The 19,298-nt window shown below is 65.6% G+C and carries 19 protein-coding genes; 3 read left to right on the forward strand and 16 right to left on the reverse strand.

Annotated elements, in window-relative coordinates; genetic code table 11:
* From B4A72_RS12395 to B4A72_RS12420, 6 genes are all read right to left on the reverse strand, one after another.
* Positions 1-1,287: a TRAP transporter large permease gene (locus B4A72_RS12395; RefSeq protein ID WP_292956491.1), complete on the reverse strand. Its 1,287-nt coding sequence runs from the start codon at positions 1,285-1,287 to the stop codon at positions 1-3.
* Positions 1,287-1,877, reverse strand: coding sequence for a TRAP transporter small permease (locus B4A72_RS12400; protein WP_292956489.1), 591 nt, complete (start codon positions 1,875-1,877; stop codon positions 1,287-1,289). The genes B4A72_RS12395 and B4A72_RS12400 overlap by 1 nt, the downstream gene beginning before the upstream one ends.
* Positions 1,878-1,942: 65 nt before the next feature.
* Positions 1,943-2,920 (reverse strand): TRAP transporter substrate-binding protein, encoded by a 978-nt coding sequence (locus tag B4A72_RS12405; protein WP_292956486.1) that lies wholly within the window; start codon positions 2,918-2,920, stop codon positions 1,943-1,945.
* A 504-nt stretch (positions 2,921-3,424) separates the two neighbouring features.
* On the reverse strand, positions 3,425-3,841 hold the full coding sequence (locus B4A72_RS12410; protein ID WP_292956483.1) for an ion channel: 417 nt from the start codon (positions 3,839-3,841) through the stop codon (positions 3,425-3,427).
* Between the two features lie 14 nt (positions 3,842-3,855).
* On the reverse strand, positions 3,856-4,275 hold the full coding sequence (cueR, locus tag B4A72_RS12415) for a Cu(I)-responsive transcriptional regulator (protein ID WP_292956480.1): 420 nt from the start codon (positions 4,273-4,275) through the stop codon (positions 3,856-3,858).
* Between the two features lie 13 nt (positions 4,276-4,288).
* A complete protein-coding gene (locus tag B4A72_RS12420; RefSeq protein ID WP_292978728.1) occupies positions 4,289-6,805 on the reverse strand; it encodes a heavy metal translocating P-type ATPase in 2,517 nt (838 codons plus the stop codon).
* Positions 6,806-6,944: 139 nt separating this feature from the next.
* Here B4A72_RS12420 and B4A72_RS12425 point away from each other — a divergent pair, with 139 nt between their 5' ends.
* Positions 6,945-7,151 (forward strand): heavy-metal-associated domain-containing protein, encoded by a 207-nt coding sequence (locus tag B4A72_RS12425; RefSeq protein WP_292956474.1) that lies wholly within the window; start codon positions 6,945-6,947, stop codon positions 7,149-7,151.
* A 47-nt stretch (positions 7,152-7,198) separates the two neighbouring features.
* Here B4A72_RS12425 and B4A72_RS12430 read toward each other — a convergent pair whose 3' ends face one another.
* Complete coding sequence (locus B4A72_RS12430; protein ID WP_292956471.1) at positions 7,199-7,930, reverse strand: DsbA family protein; 732 nt, start codon at positions 7,928-7,930, stop codon at positions 7,199-7,201.
* Between the two features lie 16 nt (positions 7,931-7,946).
* On the reverse strand, positions 7,947-8,414 hold the full coding sequence (locus tag B4A72_RS12435; RefSeq protein WP_292956468.1) for a c-type cytochrome: 468 nt from the start codon (positions 8,412-8,414) through the stop codon (positions 7,947-7,949).
* A 638-nt stretch (positions 8,415-9,052) separates the two neighbouring features.
* Between B4A72_RS12435 and B4A72_RS12440 the strand changes: the two genes are divergently transcribed.
* The gene (locus tag B4A72_RS12440) at positions 9,053-9,823 is read left to right on the forward strand and encodes a DsbA family protein (protein ID WP_292956465.1); all 771 of its coding nucleotides are present in this window, start codon (positions 9,053-9,055) and stop codon (positions 9,821-9,823) included.
* Positions 9,820-11,937 carry a protein-disulfide reductase DsbD family protein gene (locus B4A72_RS12445; RefSeq protein ID WP_292956462.1) on the forward strand — a complete coding sequence of 706 codons (2,118 nt, stop codon included), beginning with the start codon at positions 9,820-9,822 and terminating at the stop codon, positions 11,935-11,937. The genes B4A72_RS12440 and B4A72_RS12445 overlap by 4 nt, the downstream gene beginning before the upstream one ends.
* Before the next feature lie 81 nt (positions 11,938-12,018).
* Here B4A72_RS12445 and B4A72_RS12450 read toward each other — a convergent pair whose 3' ends face one another.
* The 8 genes from B4A72_RS12450 to B4A72_RS12485 form a co-directional block, all read right to left on the reverse strand.
* Positions 12,019-12,978 (reverse strand): 2-hydroxyacid dehydrogenase, encoded by a 960-nt coding sequence (locus B4A72_RS12450; protein ID WP_292956459.1) that lies wholly within the window; start codon positions 12,976-12,978, stop codon positions 12,019-12,021.
* A 13-nt stretch (positions 12,979-12,991) separates the two neighbouring features.
* A complete protein-coding gene (locus B4A72_RS12455; RefSeq protein ID WP_292956456.1) occupies positions 12,992-13,828 on the reverse strand; it encodes a fumarylacetoacetate hydrolase family protein in 837 nt (278 codons plus the stop codon).
* A 79-nt stretch (positions 13,829-13,907) separates the two neighbouring features.
* Positions 13,908-14,084, reverse strand: a complete 177-nt coding sequence (locus B4A72_RS12460) for a hypothetical protein (RefSeq protein ID WP_292956453.1) — start codon at positions 14,082-14,084, stop codon at positions 13,908-13,910.
* A gap of 55 nt (positions 14,085-14,139) precedes the next feature.
* Positions 14,140-14,907, reverse strand: a complete 768-nt coding sequence (locus B4A72_RS12465) for an SDR family NAD(P)-dependent oxidoreductase (RefSeq protein ID WP_292956450.1) — start codon at positions 14,905-14,907, stop codon at positions 14,140-14,142.
* Complete coding sequence (locus tag B4A72_RS12470; protein ID WP_292956447.1) at positions 14,904-15,722, reverse strand: PCC domain-containing protein; 819 nt, start codon at positions 15,720-15,722, stop codon at positions 14,904-14,906. Before B4A72_RS12470 ends, B4A72_RS12465 begins: the two co-directional genes overlap by 4 nt.
* Positions 15,719-17,305, reverse strand: a complete 1,587-nt coding sequence (locus tag B4A72_RS12475; RefSeq protein WP_292978730.1) for an acyl-CoA synthetase — start codon at positions 17,303-17,305, stop codon at positions 15,719-15,721. The genes B4A72_RS12470 and B4A72_RS12475 overlap by 4 nt, the downstream gene beginning before the upstream one ends.
* The gene (locus tag B4A72_RS12480) at positions 17,302-18,474 is read right to left on the reverse strand and encodes an acetyl-CoA acetyltransferase (protein ID WP_292978732.1); all 1,173 of its coding nucleotides are present in this window, start codon (positions 18,472-18,474) and stop codon (positions 17,302-17,304) included. The genes B4A72_RS12475 and B4A72_RS12480 overlap by 4 nt, the downstream gene beginning before the upstream one ends.
* Positions 18,474-19,295 (reverse strand): IclR family transcriptional regulator, encoded by an 822-nt coding sequence (locus tag B4A72_RS12485; RefSeq protein ID WP_292956438.1) that lies wholly within the window; start codon positions 19,293-19,295, stop codon positions 18,474-18,476. The genes B4A72_RS12480 and B4A72_RS12485 overlap by 1 nt, the downstream gene beginning before the upstream one ends.
* Between the last annotated feature and the right edge of the window lie 3 nt (positions 19,296-19,298).

Here is a 19,298-nt window from a genome sequence, read left to right on the forward strand (position 1 = left end):
TTAACCTCCGTAGATCAGGCGGACCGGCAGCAGCGAGATCGCGGGCAGGTAGGTGCTGATCAGCAGCAGCGCCAGCAGCGCGCCGATGAAGGGCAGGTTCACCTTGGTCGTCTCCCAGATGTCGGACTTGGCGATGGAACAGGCAGCAATCAGGACCGAGGCCACAGGCGGCGTCTGCTGACCGATGGCCAGGTTCAGCGTCACCACCAGCCCGAAGTGAACCGGGTCGATCCCGGCCGCCAGCACCATCGGCATCACGATCGGCACGACCAGGATGATCGCCGCCGCCGAATGCAGGAACATGCCCAGGATCAGGAAGGCCACGTTCAGCATCATCAGGATCAGGTATTTGTTCTCGGTGACCCCGCCGATGGCGCGGGCCAGTTGCTGGGGCAGCTGCGCCTCGGTCAGGAAGCCGCCGATCAGATAGGATGATGCGACCAGCAGCATCACCACCGCCGTCTGCACCCCGCTGTCGACCAGCGACTTGTAAAGCGCGCGGACATCGAATTCGCGATAGATCACGCCCGAGATGAACAAGGCCGCCACGACAGCCAGCGCCGCGCCCTCGGTGGCGGTGACGATGCCGCCGAAGATGCCGCCCAGGATGATGACCGGCAGCAGCAGCGCCCAGCCAGCCTCCTTGAAGCGCAGCCAGACATTGGACAGCTGGAACCGTTCCTCGACCGGGAAATTGTGGCGCCGTGCCTGCACATAGGCGGCAACGGCCAGGCAGATCGCGCCGACGATGCCGGGGCCGAAGCCCGCGATGAACATCTTGACGACCGATTGCTGCGCCATCACCGCATAGAGGATCATCGGAATGGACGGCGGCAGGATGATCGCAAGGCTGGAGGCCGACGAACAGATCGCCGCCGAGAATTCCTTGGAATATCCCTTCTTGCGCATCGCGGGGATCAGGATCGAGCCAAGCGCCGCAACACCCGCCACGGCCGAGCCGGAAATCTCGGCAAAGAACATGGACGCCCCGATGACGACAAAGGACAGCCCGCCCCGCACGAAGCCGACCAGCGCCGAGGCCAGCGCGATCAGGCGGCGCGAGATCGAAGAGGCATTCATGATCGACCCTGCCAGCACGAACAGCGGAATGGCCAGCAGCGGAAAGCTGGAGGCGCCCTCGAACATGGTCAGGGCAAGGTTGGGCAGCATGTCCGCGCCCTGCACGATGACGATGGCCAGGATGGCGACGATGCCAAGCGCCACCGCGATGGGCACGTTCAGCAGCGCCAGACCGAACATTCCCACAAGCATGTATCCGATGGTCATCAGCGTTCTCCGCGATGGGCGTGGGCACGGGACGGCACGCTGGCATCGTCCTGTTCCAGCGGCGTGTTCGAGATGTCGCCAAGCGCCTCCCTGATCTCGTGATCGACAAAGCCCCCGCCCCGCGCGTCGCGCATCAGTTCGGGCAGGCGCACCGCCTCGGCGATCATGAACAGCACCGCGCCCAGCGGGATGATGGATTGCGTCAGCTGGACCGAGACATTCGGCAGCGAGACCAGCGTCATGCCCTCGAGGATCATCAGAACCTGCCAGCCGGCATAGGCCAGAAGCCCGAAGAAGCCGAAGACGCAGATTTCCGAAAAGATCGTCGCGGCGACCCGCCAGCGGACCGGCATCGCGTTGACCAGTCCGGGAAAGCCGATATGGGCGCCCTTCAGCGCCGCCAGCGCGCTGCCGAAATAGGTCATCCAGACCAGTCCGATCGAGGCGACCTCGTCATACCAGCTGAGCGCCGATCCGAAATAGCGAAAGGCCGTTCCCGCCACGATCAGGGCCGTCAGGGCCGCCACGATCAGCGCGGTGATGACCTCGAGCAGGGTCTCGAAACCCCGCCGAAGCGTGAACGAAGTCATGAAAATCTCCCCGGAATGTCGGATCGGGCGGGCCGGATGTTCCGTCCGGCCCGCCCTCGCGGCCCTTATTGGGCGGCCAGATCCTGCGCCTTCTTGATCAGTTCGGCGGCGCCATCGACCGATTGGGAGAATTCGTCGTAGATCGGCTTGCTGGCGTCGATGAAGGCGGTGGTATCGACCTCGTTCACCTCCATCCCCTCGTCGATCAGCTTCTGCAGCAATTCGGTGTCGAGGCCGGATGCGATCTCGTAGACGACATCCTGCATTTCAACGGCGGTGTCCTGCAGCACCTGCTGCACCTCGGGATCGAACTTGCCCCACGACCGTCCGGCCACGACATAGGCCGGCGTATAGACGTGGTTGCTTTTCGACAGGTATTTCTGCACCTCGTAGAAGCGCGACGGATAGATCTGGGCATAGGGGTTTTCCTGCCCGTCCATCACTCCGGTCTGCAGCGCCACGAACACCTCGGAGAAGGCCATCGGGCTGGGGCTGGCGCCATAGGCCTGGAACATCTTCACCCGCCATTCGCCGCCGGGAACCCGCAGCTTGATCCCGGCCAGGTCGGCGGGCGTGTTGATGGGCCTGACATTGTTGGTGATCTGCCGGAAGCCGTTTTCCCAGACGCCGATGATCTTGTAGCCCGCATCCTCGGCCGGCGGCGCCATCGACGGCAGCAGGATCTCGTCGCGGATCTTCTTCATGTGGTCGCGGTTCTGGACCAGATAGGGCATCTCGAACAGACCGAAGATCGGCACCATCGAGGACATGATGGTCGAGGGCAGCGCCAGATCCACGGTGCCCAGCTTGATCTTCTGCAGCATTGCCTTGTCGTTGCCCAGCTGACTGGATCCATAGACCACGACCTTGGCCTTGTCGCCCAGCTTCTCGTTCGCGCGCTTGGCGAATTCGGTGGCGCTGAGATCCATCAGCGAACCCGGCTCGCCGACATGGCCGAACTTGATCTCGGTCTGCGCGGCAGCCTGCGTGGCCATGCCCAAGGCGGCCATGACTGCGGCAGCCAGCAATCCCTTGATATTCATCTTGTCTCCTCCCTGTTTGCGTTGTTTTCGCCTGTTGGCCCGCCCCTCGTCCTCCTCTGACGGGGGCGGGAAGCACCGCTGACCGGATGATGGCAAGCAGTCCTGAACCAGATCCTTGGGTCGCGCGGCCGCTGTTGCGGCGGCTTCGTGCCTCGCCCCCGTCAAGGCTGGACAGCGCACCGCATTCGCCGTGGGGTAACCGCCATTTCGGCCGCGCGAACCACCCGATGTCCCTCCTCCGACAATCTGGCGTAATTTTGTATTATGTATAATGAATGATTCCGCAGCCGGTCAACCCGCTTCGCACCGGTCCGCAATCCGGCCGGGTTGCGGCATGGGTATTGACGCTGCCGGCGATGGAATCTGAAAGGCGAAAGCGCGCCCTGACGATGGGCGCGCGCAGTGCATGAACCGGTCCAGCCTCGTCGTCCGCAAGCTTGGGAACCAGGCGCGCAGACTGCGCCGACCCGGACCGGCGCCAGACAGCGAGGGACGTGCGATCCGTCAGTTCCCGCGCTTGGTCACCACCAGGAAAATCGTCGAGGCCGAACAGCTGATCAGAAGAAATCCGTTCAAAGCCTCGATGCCGGCGAGGAACCGCAAATGCCCGGTGGGATAGATATCGCCCAGCCCAAGAGACGAATAATTGACGAGCGAGAAGTAGAAGACATCCATGAACGAATCGACGATATCCTGTTCAAAACCCCCGATGCCCAATGCCTCACCCATGCTGAAGCCGACCGCATAGAGGCCGGCTTCAACGACATGGGCGATCCCCAGCGTATAGAGTGCCACCAGAACCCGCCCCGATCCCGACAATCCGGGGCTGTCGCCGAATCTCATCACCAGATTCATCGCGCGAAGATGAACCAGCCCGCTCAGCCCGAACAGGGCGACCGCCAGAAAAAGGGACCAGACCAAATTCTCGGATTCCCTCAGCCGGTCCTGTCCAGCACCTCGCCGTCCGGGCCTTTCGTGGCAAGGTCGGCGAGGATGGGACAATCCGGTCGGTGGTCTCCGGCGCAGGCCTCGAAAAGATGCGCAAGGGTCGCGCGCATTTCCACAAGTTCCGCGATCTTTCTGTCGATCCGCTTCAGGTGCTGGCCGGCGATATCCTTCACCTCGGCGCTTGCGCGTCTTTCGTCCTCGTAGAGCGCAAGCAGATTGCGGCAATCCTCGATGGAAAAGCCCAGGGCGCGCGCACGGCCGAGAAAGGCAAGCTTGTGCGCGTCGCTTTCCCTGAAGATCCGATAGCCGTTCTGGCTGCGAAGCGGCTTCACGAAACCGATATCCTCGTAGTAGCGGATCGTCTTGGCCGGCAGGCCGGACAGGGTGGCAACATCTCCGATATTCATGTCGTGGCCCTTTCTATTCTGCGGCGACCGGGGAAACGGTGGGCGACCCCGACCTTTCCGGACCCTTGCCGGTCTCTTCCATGACCGGACGGACCCGGCGCAGCCGCAAGGCGTTGGTCAGGACAAAGACCGAACTCAGCGCCATGGCGCCGGCGGCCAGCATCGGCGACAGCAGCAATCCCGATACCGGATAGATCACGCCCGCCGCGACCGGGATCAGCGCGACATTGTAGCCGAAAGCCCAGAACAGGTTCTGGCGGATGTTGCGCATGGTTCGTGTCGATACGTCGAATGCGTTCACGACTCCGCGAAGATCGCCCGACATCAGCACCACGTCGGCCGACTCGATGGCGACATCGGTCCCGGTGCCGATCGCGATGCCGACATCGGAATGGGCCAGCGCGGGTGCGTCGTTGATACCGTCACCGACAAAGGCGATCCGCTGTCCGTCGGCGCGCAGGTCGTCAAGCGCGGAGACCTTGCCATCGGGCAGGACACCGGCGATCACATGGTCGATGCCGGTCTCGCGCGCGATGGCCTCGGCCGTCTCGCGCTTGTCGCCGGTGATCATCGCGACCTTCAGGCCCAGATCGTGCAGCGCCGCAATCGCCTCGGCGCTGGAGCGTTTCACCGGATCGGCGACGCCGAAGACCGCAGCCACACGTCCGTCCACGGCGGCGAACAGGGCAGTGCGACCGCGCGAGGCGAGTCGCGTTTCGGCCTCCGCGAGCGCGTCGATCGAAAGCCCTTCGCGGATCATCAGCCGGTCGGCGCCGACAAGCACGTCGCGACCCGATACCGTCGCGCGCACGCCGAAACCGGTGATCGATTCGAAATTCCCGGTTTCCTGTCGGGCAGCGCCCTCGGACTGGGCGGCGCGGACGATCGCTTCGGCGATGGGATGTTCGGACCGTTCCTCGACAGCGGCGACCAGCCCCAGCACCTCGGCGCGGTCGAACCCTTCGGCCAGTTCCAGATCGGTCAGTTCGGGTCGGCCCTCGGTGACGGTGCCGGTCTTGTCCAGCGCCACGACATCGACCGAGGTCAATTGCTGCAAGGCATCGCCCTTGCGAAACAGCACCCCCATTTCCGCGGCGCGGCCGGTCCCGACCATGATCGAGGTGGGCGTCGCAAGCCCCATTGCGCAAGGGCAGGCGATGATCAGCACCGATACGCCCGCCACCACGGCATAGGACAGGGCAGGCGATGGCCCGACCAGAAGCCAGACCAGCACGGTCACCGCCGCAAGGGCCATCACCGCGGGCACGAACCACAGCGTGATCCTGTCGACCAGGCCCTGAATCGGCAGCTTGGCGCCCTGCGCGTCTTCCACCATGCGGATGATCTGCGCCAGCGTCGTGTCCGCACCGACGCGCGTGGCACGAAACTGGAAGCTGCCGGCCCCGTTGACGGTGCCGCCGGTGACCGGATCGCCCGCGGACTTGGCCACCGGAATCGGCTCGCCCGTGATCATGCTTTCATCGACATGGGCGCTGCCCTCGGTCACCTCGCCGTCCACGGCGATGCGTTCGCCCGGCCGCACGACAAGAACGTCGCCGGCGCGAATGCGCTCGATCGCGATTTCCTGCGGCTCGCCATCCACCAGGACGCGGGCGGTCCGGGCCTGAAGGCCCAGCAGCTTCTGGATCGCCGCCCCCGCACGGCCCTTGGCGCGGGCTTCCAGGAACCGACCCAGAAGGATCAGCGCCAGGATGACCGCCGCTGCCTCGAAATAGACGGCGCGGGACGCCTCGGGCAGCAGTGCGGGCGCGAATAGCGCCGTGACGGAATAAAGGTAGGCAGCCCCGGTGCCCACCGCGACCAGACTGTTCATGTCCGGCGCGCCTTTCACCAGCGCGGGAATACCCTTGGTATAGAAATCCCGACCGGGGCCGAACATCGCGATGGTCACCATCACGAACTGGATCGCCCAGCTTGTCTGCTGGCCGATTGTCCGCGCGACCAGATCATGCATTCCCGGAATCAGGATCGTGCCCATTTCCAGCATGAAGACGGGTAAGGCCAGCGCCGCCGCGAAGGCGGTCTTGCGGGCCAGCGCGCGGACTTCCGCCTGCTTGCGCTCGCCCCGCTCTTCCACCGGGGTCTCATCGGCGGCCTTCGCGGGATAGCCGGCCGCATCTGCGGCCCGGATCAGCGCGTCCAGTTCAACCGCCCCTTCCACGAAGGTCACGGTCGCGGTTTCGGACGCAAGATTGACATTGACCTCGGTCACGCCGGGAACGGCCGCCAGCGCCTTGTCGACGCGGCCGACGCAGGACGCACAGGACATGGACGAAATGGCAAGACGCACCTTCCGGGTGCGGGCGGGATAGCCGGCGCTGTCCAGCGCCTGGACCACCTGCGGAAGGCGATCGGCGGAATCGATCCGGAACTGCGCCGTCTCCGCCGCAAGGTTCACATTGACCTCATCGACGCCGGGCAGCCCCGAAATCGCGCGATCGACCCGACCGACACAGGACGCGCAGGACATGTTCTGGACCGGGATCCGCAGATTTTGTGAAGCTGGCATGGTTGTCTCCTACACTGCTGGATCGTCACATAAGGCTTCCACCTACTGGAAGGTCAACTGTTTCGAGGCGAATTTGTTTCCCCCTTGACCTTCCCGTGCTGGAAGCACCCACCTGTCGGCGCAGACAAAGGAGATGAACATGAGCAACTTCAGCGTTCCCGGCATGAGTTGCGGTCACTGCACGGCGGCGATCGAAAAGTCCGTCAAGGCGCTTGACCCGACGGCGAAGGTCAATTGCGATCTTGGCAGCCACACCGTTTCGGTCGAAAGCTTTCTCAGCGACCGCGCCGTATCCGAAGCGATCCGCGATGCGGGCTACGAGGTGGCGGATCCGGCCGCAACCTGAGTCCTGTTCGGCGCCGGGCAGCCCGGCGCCGAAGCGGCCCGTCGATCCTATTGCGCCGCGCTGCGCACCTGCTCGACCAGGGCGCCGAGCTGTTCCTGTTCGACAAAGCCCGGAACCAGGTTGTCGCCGATCACGAAGGACGGCGTGCCGTTGAAGCCAAGCGCCTGCGTCAGCCGCCGGGAGGTCGCGATATGTTCGTCGACTTCCGGCGCGGCCATGTCGGCGCGCAATTTCTCGACATCCAGCCCGATCTCTTCCGCGATCCGCATCACCGAGGCTTCTTCCGCCCGCCCCTGCATCCCCATCAGAGCCAGATGGAATTCCTCGTATTTGCCCTGTTCGCGCGAGGCCAGGGCGGCACGCGCGGCAAACACCGATCCCTCCCCGAGGATCGGCCATTCGCGATAGACAAGCCTGACATTTTCATCGTCTTCTACAAGACCCTCGACCTCGGCCATGGCCCGTCTGCAATAGGGGCAATTGTAGTCGAAGAACTCGACGACGGTCACATCCCCGTCCGGATTTCCGAGAACCGGCGCATTCGGGTCGCGTTCAAGCAGATCGCGCTGGTTCGTCAGGACATCCGACTGCGCCTGCGACTGCGCGGCGGCCTGATCGGCTTCCAGGGATTGGATCGCCTCGATGATGATCTGCGGATTTTCGCGGATGGCCTGCAACGCCAGTTCCTTGATCCGCTCGTCGCTGGGCTCCTGTGCCGCCGAGGCAAGCGGCAGGATCGCAAGGCTGGTGGCCATGACCGCATGTCGAATGAATCGCATTTCTATGTCCTTTCCGCTAACCGGGGTCAGCATTCCGTTCGGCCTGGATCGCACGCTCGCGTTCGGGCCAGGTCGATTTGATATAGGCGATGATGTTCCAGATCTCGGCATCAGACAACTGGTCGCCGAAACCGGGCATTCCGCTGGCGAAATCCATGCCCTGACGCGCAAGAGCCGCCTTGCCGCCCAGTTTCGTATAGTCGAAAAGCATCCGGTCGGCATGATGCCATGTATGCCCCGTCTCGTCATGCGGCGGCGCGGGCAGAACGCCGTCGGGACCGGCCTGGCGCCAATCGGGCTGCCCTTCGAGATTGGCGCCGTGGCAGGCGGCGCAGGATTCGGCATAGAGCTGCTGACCTTTCGCAATGTCGACGGTTTCCGGCATCGCGCCCGTGGCGGCATCCGTTCCGCTCTGGCGCCAGAACCCGAAACCGATGCCGGCGGCGATCAGGACCAGCGCGGCGACGATTGAATATGTTCGCATCCGTCTCACCCTTCCCAGGTCATCATGCCCGCCGGGACGCGACCGGACATCTGTCGGTGAAATTGCCAATCGCCGGAATTGCCCGCGACCGAAACGAAATTGCGCGCCTCTCCAGCGCCGGTCATCGGGCGATCAGGCATCGGCGTTCTGGCTATCCCGGCCACAAGGAAACGTCCACGGTCGAATCCATCGACCGGCTATCTTCCGGACGCTGCCGTTTCCGTTCCCTTCCGATCAGCCGTGACCGCCTTCCAGCGCAGGAGGGTCAAGCCCAATCAGCCTGACATAAAAGTGAATTCCGGATCGGTTCGTCGCATTGACCTTCCCGCGCAGGAGGTCGCCAACGAGATCGGACCATCCACCGGACAGGCAGAAGGCCGGACATGCAGCGATGTCACGGAAAAACCCGGCCTCCGTCGGCCGAGATGGCGACACTGAGGACGCGGCCGCGCGCCCCGGCGCAGCCAACCCCGGCCACTGCGCGTCGGCTGGGCATCAGGGCCGCAGGTTGATATTGTCCGCCTTCCCGGGATCGTCCCGGGTTCGGGCGGAATCGTGACGATGGCCGCGCGGGTGCCCTGGCCTCCGCAAGCCGAATGGGATTGTGAACCGATCGCAATGAAAGCGAACCCGCCGAAATGACCTCCGAGAAACGACGAACGCTGCTGATTTTTTCCGGGCTCGCGGCATTGTATGCCGGCTTTCGGATCGTTCCGGGCTGGGGCGGGGACAAGCTTGTCTTCGAGAAGATGAACGACCCGTCCGGTTTCCGGCGGCTGGCGGGCGGCGAAAGTTCGACCGGTTTTGACCCGTTCTTCGGGTTGAAGCCGCAATCGCGAAGCAACCTGGCGGATGTCGAATCCAGGGTCCGGCAGAATATCTGCGCCTCTCTCTATGGCGAAACCCCGAGGGACGGCCAGCCTGTTCCGGTGGCGTTCTTTTCGGATTATTACTGCCCCTATTGCCGTGTGCTGACCAAGCGGCTTTCGGCCATCGAGGCGCGTCCCGACGCCGGCATCCGGGTGATCGTGCATGAATGGCCGCTTCTGGGTCAGGCCTCGACGCTGGCCGCGAAAGCGGCACTGGCGGCAAGAATCCAGGGGGCCTATGCGGCGTTCCATGAACGTCTCATGAAGACGCCGTTTCAGGTCACGCCCGAATATCTTCGCGTTCTTGCGCAGGATATCGGTATAGACCAGGCGAAAATGTTCGCGGACATGGACAGCGACAGCGTTATCCGTGACCTTGAAAACAGCGCGGCACTGGCCCGGATACTGGCCTTCATCGGCACGCCCGGGACGGTGATCGGCCGAACGGCGATCCAGGGCGAGGTCAGCGAAGGCACCCTTCTGGATGTCGCCGCCCAGGAACAAGAGGAAGGCTGGACTTCGGTATGCCGACAGACGTGAAAAACAACATCCCGGGCCGGGTCGATCGGGTCATCCGCTGCCTGATCGTCGCCCTGATGGCGGCTTTCGTCGCTGCAACCGCCACTTGGGCCGCGGAATCGGACAGTTTCAGCAACCCGGCCATCGAAGCCCGCCTGTTGACGGCCGAAAACGGCGTCGCTCCGGGCGCAGGGACGATCTCGGCGGGGCTTTATCTTCGACTGGGCAAGGACTGGAAGACCTACTGGCGCTCGCCCGGAGAGGTCGGGATCCCGCCCTCGATCGACTGGTCGGGGTCCAGCAACGTGGCAGAGACCGAATTTCTGTGGCCCGCGCCCCAGCGATTCACCGCCTTCGGGATCGAGAATTTCGGCTATCATGAAGAGGTCGTCTTTCCGATCAGCATCACGCTGAAGAATCCGGATGCCCCTGTCGAATTGCGGGCCCGGGTCAGCCTGCTGACCTGTTCGACCGTCTGCGTTCCACAGGATTTCGACCTTTCGCTGGACCTGCCGCGCGGCAGCGGAATCGACCAGGCCTCCGCAAGCCTGATTTCGTCCTATGCGGCGCGGGTGCCGGACGATGGCACGGAAAGCGGAATCACGATCGACGCCGCATCCGTGGATGCGGAGATGACGAATCTGACACTGACCGCAAGAAGCGAGGATCCGTTCAGGACGCCGGATGTCTTTCCGGAAATGGGCGAATTCACCGCCTTCGGCAAACCCGATATACGGCTGGGCGACGGGGGGCGGCTGCTTTGGGCCCGGCTTCCGATCCTGGCGGCACAGGATGACCCTCCCGCGTTGCAGGTGACGATCACCGACGGCGAGCGTGCCGCCACAATTCAGGCGGGATTGACCGACGCGGCCCCGCCGCCGCCCTTCAGCGTCGCCGAACTGGTGCCCGGCCTGGATGAACTGGCCTGGATCGCCGTCGTCGCCTTTCTCGGCGGCCTGATCCTGAACGTGATGCCCTGCGTGCTGCCGGTGCTGTCGATCAAGCTGTCCTCGGCGGTCAAATCCGGCGGCCAGTCGCTGCCGCGCATTCGCCGCGGATTTGCCGTCTCGGCCCTTGGCGTGATGGCGTTCATCTGGATTCTCGCCGCAGCGACGATTGCCATCAGGGCTTTCGGTCTGACCGTGGGATGGGGTCTGCAATTCCAGAACCCGGTCTTTCTGGCGGTGATGCTGGTCGTGCTGGTGGTCTTTTCGGCGAACCTGTTCGGCTTTTTCGAGATTGCGCTGCCGTCATCGTGGCAGACGCGGCTGGCCCGTGCCGGCGGCGGAAAAGGCTATGGCGGCGATTTCGCGACAGGCGCCTTTGCGGCCATTCTCGCCACGCCCTGTTCGGCCCCCCTGCTGGGCACGGCGATCGCCTTTGCCCTGGCCGGGCGGGCTGTCGACATCGTGGTGGTCTTCACGGCCCTGGGGGCCGGCCTGGCCGTTCCTTACCTGGTCGTCGCCGCCTTTCCGCGACTTGTTCAAAGACTGCCCAGGCCCGGGCGCTGGATGATCGTGCTGAAGGTGGTCCTGGGCCTTGCGCTTGCAGCGACGGCTCTGTGGCTGTTCTGGGTTCTCGGCGGCGTGGCGGGCCGGCGGACCGCCCTCTGGGTCGGGCTGGCCAGCATCGGGGTGGCGGGGCTTTTGTCGCTGGGCCGGGTGCCGGCGGTGATCAGGATTCCGGGTTCCGCCGCGCTGGTCGTGTTGGCGATCGCGGTGGCGGGTTTCCTGTCCGATACGGACAGCAGGTCCGTTCCCGGCGTGGCGACCGACTGGGCCGCTTTCGACCGCGCCGCGATCCCCCGCCATGTCTCGACCGGGCAGGTCGTCTTCGTGGACGTGACCGCCGACTGGTGCCTGACCTGCAAGGCGAACAAGGCACTTGTCCTCGACCGAGAGCCGGTCGTCTCGCGCCTGCGCGAACCTGGCATCATCGCCATGCAGGCCGACTGGACGCGGCCCGACGAAGCCATATCCCGCTATCTGGAAAGCTTCGGGCGGTTCGGAATTCCGTTCAACGTCGCCTACGGCCCGAATGCGCCGGAAGGCATCGTCCTGCCCGAGATCCTGTCGACCGAGGCTGTCCTTCGCGCGCTGTCCGATGCCGGCGCCTCGCAGATCGCCGAACAGTGACCCGCCAGCCGATAGGCCGCTGATCCTGTCGGGCCGCGATCGCGGCCAGCCGCGGGCCGGGCCGGACAGTGACGGCCCGGCCTATTCCGTCAACAGCGATCGGGATTCCGGGACCGGCGTGACCGGACGGCCGCGTTCGAACCAGCTTGTCACGTTGTCCACGACCAATTGCCCCATCGCGTCGCGCGTATGGTCCGAGGCCGAGGCGACATGCGGCAGCAACATGGTGTTGGGCGCCTCCAGCAGTGCCGGCAGCGGGTGCGGTTCGTCGGCGAAGACGTCCAGCCCGGCCCCGGCGATCCGGCCCTGGGCCAGCGCCGCCGCCAGATCGGCCTCGTTCACCAGGGCGCCCCGGCCGATATTGATCAGAAACCCGTCGCGGCCCAAGGCGTCCAGAACATCCTCATCGACGATTCCCTGCGTCTCCTCGGTTCCCGGCGCGGCCAGGATCAGGACATCGCAGGCACGGGCCAGTTCGGTGATGTCGTCGAAATAATTCAGCGGCAGGTCCTGGCGGTTTCGTCCGCAATAGGCGACTTCCAGCCCCATCGCATCCAGCCGCTTCCAGATCGCCTTGCCGATCCGGCCCAGCCCGAAAATGCCGACCTTGCGTCCGCGCAGGCTGGCGGTCAGCGGAAAGGCCCCCTGCTCCGCCCATTTCCCGGCGCGCAGGTAATCCTGCGCCTGCGGCAGGCGCCGGATCGTGCCGATCAGCAGAGCAATGGTGATATCGGCCACCTCGTCGCTGAGAACGTCGGGTGTATGCGTCACCACCACGCCGCGCCCGGCCGCCGCCTCGGCGTCGATCTGGTCGTAGCCGACACCGAACGCGGCGATGATTTCCAGCGCCGGCAGACGGTCCATGAAAGACCCGTCGATCCGCGTGCCGCCCGCCAGAAGGCCGCGCACGCGCGGCCCGATCTGGGCCAGCAGCGCATCGGGGTCTTCCGCCTCCCACAACCGGTGGATCACGAATTTTTCGGAAAGCCGCTCGGAAACGATGGCCCGCAGGGGCGAGATTTGCACAAGTTCTGGCGTCATGTCGCGATCCTTTTCAATCCGCCACCACATCCTGGCGCTGCGATCCCAGCCCCTCGATGCCCAGTTCAATCACATCGCCCGCCTTCAGATAGCGCGGCGGCTTCATCCCCATCCCGACGCCGGGCGGAGTCCCGGTCGAAATCACGTCGCCCGGATGCAGCGACATGAACTGGCTGAGGTAATGGATCAGGAACGGAACCTTGTAGACCATGGTCGCGGTCGATCCGTCCTGGCGCGTCTCGCCATTGACCTTCAGCCACATGGCCAGCGCCTGCGGGTCGGCGACCTCGTCCGGAGTGACCAGCCAGGGGCCGATCTGTCCGAAATTGTCGCAGCTCTTGCCCTTGGTCCACTGACCCTGGCGTTCCGCCTGAAACGCGCGTTCGGACACGTCGTTGGCGATTGCGAAGCCTGCGACGTGATCCATCGCCTCGGCCTCGCCGACATATTTCGCGGTCTTGCCGATGATGACGGCCAGTTCGACCTCCCAATCGGTCTTTTCGCTGCCGCGCGGGATCACGATGGGATCGTCGGGGCCGCAGATGGCGCTGGTGGCCTTCATGAAGATCACCGGCTCGGGCGGCACGGCCATGCCGGATTCGGCGGCGTGATCGGCATAGTTCAGCCCGATGCAGATCATCTTGCCGGTGCCGGCGACCGGCGGCCCCAGGCGGGGCGCGCCCTCGACCAGCGGCAGCGAGGCCGGATCCAGCCCGGAAAGCGCAGCCAGATCGCCCAGCACCGCGCCGCGCAGATCGTCGATATGGTCCGACAGGTCGCGGATGCGGCCATCGCGGTCCAGAAGCCCGGGCCGTTCGGCCCCGGCTTCGCCATAACGCAAGAATTTCACTGTCCGCCCTCCTTCGGCACATTCAGATGTCGCCGGACAAACTTGCAGATTACGCGAACCGGGGCCAGAGCCGGGCGGCCTATTGCGATCCGTGCATCAGCTTGTCCATATCATCGGCGCTGACCCGGTCGATCCCGGCCTTTTCCAGCGCTTCGGCCACGATCCGTGACTGGCTCTTGCCCGAACGCGCGGCCTCGACCGCCAGCCCGCGGCGCAGATCCTCGGGAATGTCGAAAGGCACATGGTTGGTGGTCATGGCATCCTCCTGTCGCGATGTCCGCTGTCCAACGCGGTCCCTGCCGCCCCGGTTTCTAGCCCTCGCCACGCCGCAGAGCGGGCAGGCCGACCCCCGCCGCATCGAAACCGCCATCGACGGCCAGAACCTGCCCGGTGATGAAGCTGGCCTTGCCAGAGGCCAGAAACACGATCCCCTCGGCGATCTCGCGTGCCTCGCCGTAGCGGTTCAGCGGAATGGCGTCGTAATAGGCCGCGATGATTTCCGGCGCGTGAACCGCCATCGCCAGCTTGGTGCGCACCGGACCGGGGGCGATGCAATTCACACGGATGCCCTTTTCGCCCAGTTCGACGGCGAATTGCTTGGTCATGTGGATCACCGCCGCCTTCGAGGTGCCATAGGCCACCCGCAGGGTCGAGGCGCGCAGCCCCGAAATCGAGGCGATGTTCACGATTGCGCCCTTGCTGTCGGTCAGCGCCGGAACCAGCGCCTGCGAGCACAGGAAAACCCCGTCCAGATTGGTCTGCATGACCTCGCGCCAGGCCTCGTAACCGGTGTTCTCGACCCGGCCGAACAGGGCCACGCCGGCATTGTTGACCAGCGCGTCCACCCTGCCAAAGACCTGCAACGCCTCGGCCGCCATCGCCTGAACCTGTTCGCGGTCCGAAATGTCGGCGGCAATGACATGCACGCCCTTCAGGGCGGCGGCGGCGCTGGTCAGTTCCTCGGCGTCCCGATCGACCATGACGACGCGCCAGCCCTGTTCCAGAAACAGCTCCGTGCTGGCCAGCCCGATGCCGCGCGCGGCCCCCGTGACCAATGCGACCTTTGCCTCATGGCTCATGACATTTCCTCCGGTTCGATGACGATTTCGACGGTGACGCCGACCGGGTTTGCACCCTCGGCCAGAACGCCCGAATGGACAAGGCCATCGGTATCGACGACCTCGATGGGCAGATGCGGGCGGCCATCGCGCAGCACCGCACCCGCGAAATGCAGTTCGGTCGCCATGCAATCGACGCAAGCGCCATCCTGAAAGCGGATATGGTCGATGCTGCCGACGCCGTGGATGCGGGCATCGGTGATCGCGTGCTCGGCGCAGAGCGAGGCAATGGCCGTCGCCACGTCCTCGCCCGGCCGCAGCCGCGCCAGAAGCCCGCCGCCGGTGCCACCGCCCTGCGGCTGGAACAGGGTAAAGGCGGTTTCGGCATCGGGCAGGGCCTCGAACCAGGCATCGTCGCTGCCGATCCCGTGCAGGACGGCATCCCTGGCCAGCACCGAATCCAGCGGCAGCAGATGGCCCATGCGATCCTGCCAGATGCCGTGGCAATGCAGGAACGTGGCGCCATCCTTTTGCCCGATGATGGCCGTGGCCGGTCCGACAAGGGTCGGCCCCTCCAGCGCGATCCGGTCCGAATACCAGGCCGCGTGAAGCCCGTCGCGCGAGAATGCCGGCAGAACGTAATGCAGCGGATCGCAGACAGCGCCGTCCAGCCGCAGCATCCCGCCCCGGCAGCCCGCAGCCTCGAAGATCGCGGCCACCGCGTCCATCACGCCCTGACCGGCGCGAACCCGGCCCGAAACCCGCCGCAGCCTCGCACGGACGGCCTGCACCCGCGCCGTGGCGCGCGGGCCGGGATGGATCATGCGGCCCTTCATGCGCGGTCCAGCAGGGATTGCGCCTCCAGCGCCTCGCGGATCAGCTTCTTGGTGATCTTGCCATAGGCCGATTTCGGCAGTTCCGGCCAGAACAGCACCCGGTGGGGCCGCTTGTATCCCGATATCCTGTCCGCCAGGAAATCCTTCACCCCGTCCTCGGTCGCGCTTTCGCCGGGGCGGCAGACGCAGATCGCCCAGCCGACCTCGCCCCATTTGCGGTCGGGCACGCCCAGCACCGCGACCTCGGAGATCGCCGGATGGGTCAGGATCTTTTCCTCGATCTCGCGCGGATAGACGTTCGAGCCACCCGAGATATACATGTCCGACGCCCGCCCGGTGATATAGACGAAGCCCTGCGCATCCATGTGGCCCAGATCGCCGGTGCGGAACCAGCCGTCGCGAAAGGATTTGGCATTCGCATCTGCGTTGTCGAAATAGCCCGCGAAGACCGCCGGGCCGATCACGCACAACTCGCCCGTCTCGAAGGGCGGCAGCGCGCGGCCCTGATCGTCCTGCACCTGCACCTCGATGCCGGTCCGGGGAAAGCCGCAGGTGCCTTCGCGGGCATCGTCATCCGCGCTGTGCAGCCATGTGGGCAGGACGGTGATGTTGCCCGTCACCTCGCCCAGCCCGAAATACTGCACCAGGACCGGCCCAAGCGCGGCCAAGGCGCGTTTCTGATCCTCGCGATACATCGGTGCGCCGGCATAGATGACGTAGCGCAGCGAGGTATGATCGAAATGGTCCAGGCTTTCATCCTCGACCAGCATCTTCAGGATCGTCGGCACCGTGAAGATGGTCGAGACGCGCCAGACCTCGACCAGTTTCCAGGCCGTCGCCACGTCGAACTTGTCCGATGGCATCAGCACCGTCTTCACCGCGCGGGCCACCTGGGTCAGTTGATGCACCCCGGCGCCGTGCGACAGCGGCGCCACGACCAGCGAGGCATCCTCGGGCGTCAGCCCCGGCATCAGGTCGGCCAGATGGCTGGTGACGACAAAGGCCATCTGCCCATGGGTCAGCACCGATGCCTTGGGCCGCCCGGTCGTGCCGGAGGTGAAGAAGAACCAGCAGGGATCGTCGCGATCCACCGCCGCCACCTGCGGATGCCGGCCCAGATGCGCCTCGGTCAGCGCGCTTACGGAGGGGCCGAAATCGGCATCCCCGAAAGCCAGCAGGCGCAGGTCCGGCGCGGCCCCGGCGCAGGCCGCCGCGTGATCGGGGAAACGCGCATTGCAGATCATGAACCGCGCGCCCGAGCTTTCGGTCAGATAGACCAGTTCCTCGGGCGTCTGGCGGTAATTCGCGGGCACCCAGACGCCGCCCGCGCGCCAGACGGCGAACATGGCCTGCATCATCTCCATGCAGTTCTGCGACTGGCACAGCACCCGGTCGCCCTTGTCCAGGCCCATGTCCTGCAAGGCCAGGGCCAGCGCATCGGTCCGCGCCTCGAACTGGGCCCAGGTCCATTGCGCATCGCCCATGACCAGCGCCACGTCCTGCGGCACCCGCCGCGCCGCTTGCGTCAGGAAGGTGGCCAGGTTCATCACCCGTGTCGAAACCGGCGGCTGCAACGGGCTCATCTCACCCGCTCCAGGATGGAACAGTAATTCGCGACCGCCGCCCCGCCCATGTTGAACACGCCCGCAAGCGCCGCATCCGGCACCTGCATGGCGCCGCCTTCGGCCATCAACTGCATCGCGGCCATGACGTGCTGGCTGACGCCGGTCGCGCCGATCGGATGGCCGCGCGATTTCAGCCCGCCCGAGGGGTTGACCGGCAGCGCCCCGTCGAACCGGGTCACGCCGTCGCGGATCGCCCGCCAGCCCTGCCCGGCGGGGGCCAGCCCCATCGCCTCGTATTCGATCATCTCGGCGATGGTGAAACAATCATGCGTCTCGACCAGATCCAGATCATGGATCGCCAGCCCGGCCCGAGCCAGTGCCGCGGCCCATGCCCGGTGCGCGCCCTCGAAAGCGATCGGGTCGCGCCGCGACAGGGCCAGCAGATCGCCCGCCTGAGCCCGCGCCCGGAACCCGATCCCCCGCGCCAGCCCGGCGGCGGTTTCCACATCGGCCAGCACGATCGCCGCCGCCCCGTCCGAGATCAGCGAGCAATCCGTGCGCCGCAGCGGCCCGGCCACGCGCGGGTTCTTGTCGGAAATCGTGTTGCAGAAATCGATGCCGAAATCCTTCTGCATGTGGGCATGGGGATTGCGCATCCCGTTTTCGTGATTCTTGGCGGCGATCATCGCCATCTCGTGGGACCGGTCGCCGTGGCGCTGGAAATAGCTGCCGGCGATCTGGCCGAAGACGCCTGCGAAGCCGCCCTCGACATCGGCCTCCTCGGCGACGTAGCTGGCCGCCAGAAGAATGTCGCCGACCTCGGCCACGGGGGTCGCGGTCATCTTCTCGGCCCCGATCACCAGCGCCGTGCGGCCCCGCCCCGAAGCGATGAAATCCGCCGCCGCATACAGCGCGGCCGAGCCGGTGGCGCAGGCGTTCTCCGTCCGCATGAAGGGCACGCCCGCCAGTTCCGGTGTGCCCATCGCAACCAGCGCACCCTGAAAATCCTGCCGGCTGAAACCGTTGTTCCAGACCCCCGCGAAGATGCCGTCCACCGCGTCGGGCGGGATCCCGGCATGGTCCAGCGCCGGCCGCGCCACCTCGGCCATCAGGGCCATCGTGTCGGGGGCCTCGGACTTGCCGAATTTCGTATGTGCCCAGCCAACGATCAGCGGATCATTCTGCATCATTGCCGTTCCTTTCTGCCGGCGGCCAGTGCCGCCTCGATCAGCCGCGCCTCGTCGTGCAGCAGGGCCGCCAGCCGCGGCTGGCGATCGGAACCCATCCGGGCCTCGATCGCGGCCAGCGACAGCGCGGCGGCGGGGGTGCCGTCGGGCCACAGGATCGCCACGCCGATGCCCCATGAACCGGCCACGACCCGTCCCGGATTGACGGCATAGCCGCGTTCCCGCGCCAGATCCACATCGGCGCCCAGACGATCCGAGGCTGCGCCCATCCTTTGCCGCAGCGCGTCCTGCAACCGCGCCAGAACCGCATCGGCACGCGCCTTGGGCATGGCGGCCAGCACCGCCAGACCGCCGGCGCCCACCCCCAGCGGATTGCGGTCGCCCTTCTGCAACGCATGGGTGCGGATCGGAAAATCGCCGTCCTCGCGGTGCAGGCACAGGATATGATCGCCTTGCGGAACCGAGATGAAGGCAGTGTCGCCGGTCGCCCGCGCCAGACGGCGCAGATTGTCGGCCGCGTGGTTCAGCATGCCGTGCCGCGACGCCGCCAATGATCCCAGCAGAAACGCCTCGGGGCCCAGATGATAGCGCCGCGTCGCGCCGTCCTGTTCGATCAGTCCCGCACCGGCCAGCGCCATCAGCAGCCGCCGCGCCGTCGGGCGCGACAGGCCGGTTTCGCTGACCAGCCCGGCCAGCCCGCGGCCCGCATCGCCGCCACGCCCGACCAGCGACAGCAGCGCCAGCGCCCGTTCGACGGATTGCGCGCCCGACCCCGCCGGAGCGGGCTCGGGGTCGTGTCGATGCCGGGCGCCGGTCTGCATCGC

Origin of the sequence: Paracoccus sp. UBA5162, assembly GCF_002413585.1 — a bacterium.
In the GTDB taxonomy this organism is placed as follows: domain Bacteria; phylum Pseudomonadota; class Alphaproteobacteria; order Rhodobacterales; family Rhodobacteraceae; genus Paracoccus.

Bases quoted from the DNA above. Each gene is read 5' to 3' on its own strand.
- B4A72_RS12395 (WP_292956491.1), bottom strand. From the start codon at position 1,287: ATGACCATCGGATACATGCTTGTGGGAATGTTCGGTCTGGCGCTGCTG.
- B4A72_RS12400 (WP_292956489.1), bottom strand. From the start codon at position 1,877: ATGACTTCGTTCACGCTTCGGCGGGGTTTCGAGACCCTGCTCGAGGTC.
- B4A72_RS12405 (WP_292956486.1), bottom strand. From the start codon at position 2,920: ATGAATATCAAGGGATTGCTGGCTGCCGCAGTCATGGCCGCCTTGGGC.
- cueR (WP_292956480.1), bottom strand. From the start codon at position 4,275: ATGAATATCGGAGATGTTGCCACCCTGTCCGGCCTGCCGGCCAAGACG.
- B4A72_RS12420 (WP_292978728.1), bottom strand. From the start codon at position 6,805: ATGCCAGCTTCACAAAATCTGCGGATCCCGGTCCAGAACATGTCCTGC.
- B4A72_RS12425 (WP_292956474.1), top strand. From the start codon at position 6,945: ATGAGCAACTTCAGCGTTCCCGGCATGAGTTGCGGTCACTGCACGGCG.
- B4A72_RS12430 (WP_292956471.1), bottom strand. From the start codon at position 7,930: ATGCGATTCATTCGACATGCGGTCATGGCCACCAGCCTTGCGATCCTG.
- B4A72_RS12435 (WP_292956468.1), bottom strand. From the start codon at position 8,414: ATGCGAACATATTCAATCGTCGCCGCGCTGGTCCTGATCGCCGCCGGC.
- B4A72_RS12440 (WP_292956465.1), top strand. From the start codon at position 9,053: ATGACCTCCGAGAAACGACGAACGCTGCTGATTTTTTCCGGGCTCGCG.
- B4A72_RS12450 (WP_292956459.1), bottom strand. From the start codon at position 12,978: ATGACGCCAGAACTTGTGCAAATCTCGCCCCTGCGGGCCATCGTTTCC.
- B4A72_RS12460 (WP_292956453.1), bottom strand. From the start codon at position 14,084: ATGACCACCAACCATGTGCCTTTCGACATTCCCGAGGATCTGCGCCGC.
- B4A72_RS12465 (WP_292956450.1), bottom strand. From the start codon at position 14,907: ATGAGCCATGAGGCAAAGGTCGCATTGGTCACGGGGGCCGCGCGCGGC.
- B4A72_RS12470 (WP_292956447.1), bottom strand. From the start codon at position 15,722: ATGAAGGGCCGCATGATCCATCCCGGCCCGCGCGCCACGGCGCGGGTG.
- B4A72_RS12475 (WP_292978730.1), bottom strand. From the start codon at position 17,305: ATGAGCCCGTTGCAGCCGCCGGTTTCGACACGGGTGATGAACCTGGCC.
- B4A72_RS12480 (WP_292978732.1), bottom strand. From the start codon at position 18,474: ATGCAGAATGATCCGCTGATCGTTGGCTGGGCACATACGAAATTCGGC.
- B4A72_RS12485 (WP_292956438.1), bottom strand. From the start codon at position 19,295: ATGCAGACCGGCGCCCGGCATCGACACGACCCCGAGCCCGCTCCGGCG.